Below are 5,109 nucleotides of genomic sequence, written 5' to 3' on the forward strand. Positions count from 1 at the left end.
AGCGGATACTTCTTCACGCCGAGGCCGCTCTGGAGGATCTTCCAATCCTTGCCGGCTTCCACCGGTGCACTGCGGTCGGCTCTGCCGGCCGGCGACACGGCGGCGAGCCGAGCCGCCGCGGTTCAGGCGTATTGGGACAAGTATCACGCTCTCTCACTCCCGCAGCGCTGGCGACTGACTCTCGCCGACGACAGCGCCGCCCCCAGTCAGTGGCTTCAGGCGGCGAAAAATATCGTCACGCCCAGCGATGTGATCACGCGCGGAGGCTGGGTCGAGACATCGCAGCGACCGCACAATCAGCCGCCTCCCGCGTCGGGAGAAGCGCTTCGATCCGAGGCCGCGCCTTCCATCTCCGATCTGATGGCGCGACGCGTCCACGACATGATCCAGACACAGGAGCCGAACTCGTCACAGCAGTTCTACGACGTGCAAAACGCGGACCAGATGGCGCTGTATCTTTCGGCCTGGGATGCGAAAGCGGCGACGCCATCACTGAAAGATCAGTTTGCGGCGACACGGGCAAGCAGCAATCGTTGGCGCGAATCGATCTTAATTTACCAGAATAGCCAAACACTGGCGCAGATCACGATGGCCCGCGTGCGCGGCGGCGACACGGACGCCCTTGCGGATTATGGAGCCTGGATCAAATCGGCTACTCTCAAAGATCTCTCGCCGTTCGATAACAGCCCCATTTTAGAGCCGCTCTGGCGCTGCACGCACGATCCCGCCATGATCGACGCCGCAGCGTATCTGTTCCAAGATCCCAAGTCGCTCTGGGTTCCCCTGCTGCAAAAGCGCGAGGGGTTTGGCGGCGATGTTTTCGAGAACCTTCTGGAAAGCCCGCTGCTCGGGGTCGCTCCATTTCGAGACGTCGTTATTGTCATGCTTGCCGACAAGAGCGACGCCGGGAAGGTGAGCGCAGGCGGGCCGCGCCCGATGAATACACTCTACGTCCGCAGCCACGACTGGCCCGGTAAGACGACACAAATCACGATCCGAAGGTGCGATATGACGGCGTGGCGCCTTTCCCACGTCAGCGGCATGCCGGATTTCCAATATGAATGGCCCGAGTCGAAGCGCGACGCGGCGATCGCGCAGGCGGCAGAGCGCCTGCGCATTTATGGAGATCGGTATGGGCATGACGACCGACTCAGCACCCCCGGCGACAGTTACGATTTCCCCTATCTCCGGGCGCGTCCACTCTTTCCCTTGCGAGAGCGCCCGGCCTCATCCCAGGATGTTCAGGAGGGAACCGCCATCTTCGCCCTGCCCAAGGGGGCGCGATTGGTTTCCATGCCGGATCTGCCGATGAAAGCGCGCTGGACCGCGGACAAACGGTACTCCCGGGAATCGCGATATCGAGATCCGCGCGGCAAGCTTCACACGATGGTCCAGTACGATCAGGACGGGTACGTCTGGGACGCGGAAGAAACGGCGGACGGCCATCGCTTCTACGCCTTCGCCGGCCCGCACGACTTCGCGCGCGTTCCCGCCGAGGAGATCGACTTCCCGGCGGAAAACGAGTATCCATGGACCGTATTGACGCACAAAATCGAATGCTCCTTCATCAGCCCGATCCCTCATGATGGGAGCAGCTCCATTCCCATCGGCGCGTCGGCCCCGCTCACGATCCATTTGCGCAACCGGGCGGGAGTGGCGCAAACCGTCTCGGCAGCAGACGCAAACTCACCCGGCCTGCCGGACGGCGTCACCATTCTCATGGAATACTCGTCCTATCGCTGGATCGACAACGGCGGCAATCAGAAGTCTGACGAATTCCATTCCCTTTCGGCCACTCATTCCATTCCCGCTCTCCCCAGCGCACGCCGAACGCTGAAGCCCACTGAGGAATGCGAAGCTGGGTCACTCGATCTTTCGAAGTTCTTCGATCTCACCCGGCCTGGAACGTATCGCCTGCGTGTGCAATTCGACAAATCCAAGTGCGGACTCAGCGGAGCCACGCGCCCCCAGTCTTTCGTCATCGGCTCACCGCCGCCAAGCGAGGCGACGCCAGCTGTCCAGGGCTTCTAACGAGAACAGACAACCGAGAGTTTAATTATGGCGACCTATATCGATCGATACCGCGCCGGCGAACACGAGCAAGTGTGGGCGGAGCTGACCGCGCTCAGCGACGCCGTCCGCACAGAGCCTTTGCTCTCCGAAGCCATGGCCGTCGCGCGGGAAACCATGGCGTGGGCGCGGCAGAACGTCGAACTGTTGATCCCGCGCCTGGAAGCGATCGGCTACCGATTCGGGTTCTACGAAGAGGGCGCTCCGGTTCCCAGTTACCCAGGTCCGCTTGTCCCGCCGCCGCCAGACATTACGACGCAGCTTGACACGCTTGAAACGGCCGTCGGCGCGCTCCCCCTCTCGCTGCGAGCCTGGTATGAAGCTGTGGGAGCGGTGGATTTCATGGGGTTCCACGCTCAATGGCGCGCCATCTACCCCGACCCTCTGGTTGTGAATGAACTGGAGCTGGAGTATCGTCTCGACTCTTACCGCGATTGGCGAGAGGAATGCGATGAGGAAGGAGAGGAGGAGATGGGACCATATGAGTACGAGTTCGCGCCGGACTTCTACCACAAAGCCAACGTCAGCGGCGGCGCGCCGTACGGCATCGCCCTCCCCTGTCTCACCGCCGACGCGACTGCCGAAAATGAGCCACACCGTACGACGTTCGTCGATTATCTACGGATTTGTTTCCAGTGGGGCGGCTTCCCAGGACTGGACCCTAACATTGCTGAGGTAAACTCCACACAGCACATCGCCTATTTGACTGAGGGGCTGCTCCCGCTCTAAAAACATCGCCTATGGAATCGCAAGTTCGACCCAAGATACAATGCCCTCGACACGGCGCCTCGGATTATTCCCTGGTTTGTCGTCATCTGCGTCTGGAATCCGGCCTGAGTTACTACGCCTGCAAGGACACGCCGCACGCGCCGGCGCAGGCATGGTGCGCGCTGTGCGACGAGGTGCTATGCGCGGAGCAGGGCTGGACGGAGCGCGCCTGCGGCGTCGCGGACTGGCAGATCATCTGCGCCGAATGCTGCAGCGCATCGCTTGCCCGCCACACTTTCCTCGCCTGGTCTGTGGGGACCGATGAGCCGCAATAGCGGAAACGGGTCAATTTACAGCGCTGCGGCGTTCCAATCGCTGGACAGTGCGGCATAGACAATCACATCGCGCCACTGGTTTTTCACCCAGCGCTCCCGGCGCAGCAGTCCCTCCCGCGCCATGCCCGTCTTCTCCATCACACGCGCGGACGCCGTGTTTTCCGGATCGCAGTGACCGAAAATCCGGTGCAAGTCCAATTCAAGAAACCCAAAGTTTAATAGGCCGCGTACGGCTTCCGGCATATAGCCACAGCCCCAGTACTGCCGATTGAGCAGATAAAGCAATTCTGCTCTGCCATCGGGAGCGCCAGCGCGATACAGGCTGCATCCACCAATCAGGGCGCCATCCGCCAGTGTCGTAATCGCAAACGAGTACGACGCCTGCGGCGACTGGGCGAACGACGCCAAATTCCGCACAAGCGCCTGGGACTGATCTTCCGACAAGGGACCGAAGTTCAGAAATTGGGTGACGACAGGATCGGAGGCGTAGGCGTGCACGTCACGCCAATCGTCTTCTCGGAACGGGCGCAGCAGAAGACGGGAGGTTTCGATTGTGCTTGGCTCTTGAGTGGGCATGGGATTGAGTATACCGTCCGCACAGCGCGCGCCGCAGTCATCCCCCCTCGAAATCGTCCATTTCTGCTATAATCTCTTCGCGGCGTCAATCCCCAAGCGACTTGCCGCCGGAACGCGACATGCCCCCAACAGCGCGGGCGGCGTACGAACCACTGTGAATGAGTAAACGGCGATATGGCAAAAATCAACAGTAATTATCAAAAATTGGCGGCGGGATACCTATTCCCGGAAATTGGACGGCGCGTGAGCGCGTTCACGGCGGCGAACCCGGATGCGAAAGTAATCCGCCTGGGCATCGGCGACGTGGTGCTGCCGCTGGCCGAGCCGATCCGCAAGGCGATCGACGCCGGCGTCGAGGAGCTCGGACACATCGAATCGTTCAAGGGATACGGCCCGGAGCAGGGCTATGAGTTCCTGCGCCAGGCGATCGCGGATCACTTCCAGAGCCAGGGCGCCGATGTGGCCGCCGATGAAGTGTTCGTCTCCGACGGCTCCAAATGCGACACCGGCAACATCCAGGAGATCTTCTCGACTGACGCCGTCGTCGCCGTCACCGATCCCGTCTACCCCGTCTACGTGGACACCAACGTCATGGCCGGCCGCACCGGCGCCGCCGACGCGTCCGGCCGCTACGAGGGTCTGGTCTACATGCCCTGCACCGTCGAGAACGGCTTCGATCCCGAGCTGCCTACGGGACACGTGGACTTGATCTACCTCTGCTCCCCGAACAACCCGACCGGCGCGGTGCTTTCGCGGGAAGCCCTGCAGAAATGGGTGGATTACGCCAAGGCCAACGAGTCCATTATTCTCTTCGATTCCGCCTACGAAGCGTACATCAGCGATCCCAGCTTGGTACGCTCGATCTACGAGATCCCCGGCGCGCGCGACGTCGCGATCGAGTTCCGCAGCTTCTCCAAGACCGCCGGCTTCACCGGCGTGCGCTGCGCTTACACGGTCGTCCCCAAGAGCGTCCAGGCCCGCAACGAAAACGGCGAACTGGTTTCGCTGCACACCCTGTGGTCGCGCCGCCAGACCACCAAGTTCAACGGCGTGAGCTACCCGATCCAGAAAGGCGCCGCCGCCGTCTTCACCCCCGAAGGCCAGGCCGCCATCAAGGAAACGATCGCCTACTACATGGAAAACGCCCGCCTGATCCGCGAAGGACTCGCCGAAGCCGGCATCGCCGTCTACGGCGGCGTCCACGCCCCGTACATCTGGCTCAAGACGCCCGGAAATATCACCTCCTGGGAGTTCTTCGACCTGCTGCTCAGCAAAGCCCACGTCGTCGGCACCCCCGGCTCCGGCTTCGGCTCCAGCGGCGAAGGCTACTTCCGCCTCAGCGCCTTCGGCGTACGCGAAAACGTGATTGAGGCCGTCAGCCGGATCAAGGCGCTCAAGCTATAAGTCGTCTGTTTTCTTC

General features: G+C 61.7%; 4 protein-coding genes and 1 pseudogene. 4 read left to right on the forward strand and 1 reads right to left on the reverse strand.

Annotated elements, in window-relative coordinates; genetic code table 11:
- The 3 genes and pseudogenes from ABIZ35_RS00525 to ABIZ35_RS00535 form a co-directional block, all read left to right on the forward strand.
- Positions 1–2,031 (forward strand): annotated as a pseudogene (locus tag ABIZ35_RS00525) (hypothetical protein); the annotation flags it as partial.
- Between the two features lie 27 nt (positions 2,032–2,058).
- Positions 2,059–2,799 (forward strand): hypothetical protein, encoded by a 741-nt coding sequence (locus ABIZ35_RS00530; protein ID WP_348217919.1) that lies wholly within the window; start codon positions 2,059–2,061, stop codon positions 2,797–2,799.
- Between the two features lie 11 nt (positions 2,800–2,810).
- Complete coding sequence (locus ABIZ35_RS00535) at positions 2,811–3,113, forward strand: hypothetical protein (protein WP_348217920.1); 303 nt, start codon at positions 2,811–2,813, stop codon at positions 3,111–3,113.
- Between the two features lie 15 nt (positions 3,114–3,128).
- Here the strand turns inward: ABIZ35_RS00535 and ABIZ35_RS00540 are convergent, their stop codons facing one another.
- Complete coding sequence (locus tag ABIZ35_RS00540) at positions 3,129–3,689, reverse strand: GNAT family N-acetyltransferase (RefSeq protein ID WP_348217921.1); 561 nt, start codon at positions 3,687–3,689, stop codon at positions 3,129–3,131.
- A 174-nt stretch (positions 3,690–3,863) separates the two neighbouring features.
- On the opposite strand from ABIZ35_RS00540, the gene ABIZ35_RS00545 reads away from it, so the two are divergent.
- Positions 3,864–5,093 (forward strand): LL-diaminopimelate aminotransferase, encoded by a 1,230-nt coding sequence (locus tag ABIZ35_RS00545; protein ID WP_348217922.1) that lies wholly within the window; start codon positions 3,864–3,866, stop codon positions 5,091–5,093.
- The last annotated feature ends 16 nt before the right edge of the window (positions 5,094–5,109 follow it).

Source organism: Capsulimonas sp., from assembly GCF_039929585.1.
Classification (GTDB): domain Bacteria; phylum Armatimonadota; class Armatimonadia; order Armatimonadales; family Capsulimonadaceae; genus Capsulimonas.

Excerpts from the sequence above, each read along its gene's own strand:
- ABIZ35_RS00530 (WP_348217919.1), top strand. The coding sequence starts at position 2,059 with ATGGCGACCTATATCGATCGATACCGCGCCGGCGAACACGAGCAAGTG.
- ABIZ35_RS00535 (WP_348217920.1), top strand. The coding sequence starts at position 2,811 with ATGGAATCGCAAGTTCGACCCAAGATACAATGCCCTCGACACGGCGCC.
- ABIZ35_RS00540 (WP_348217921.1), bottom strand. The coding sequence starts at position 3,689 with ATGCCCACTCAAGAGCCAAGCACAATCGAAACCTCCCGTCTTCTGCTG.
- ABIZ35_RS00545 (WP_348217922.1), top strand. The coding sequence starts at position 3,864 with ATGGCAAAAATCAACAGTAATTATCAAAAATTGGCGGCGGGATACCTA.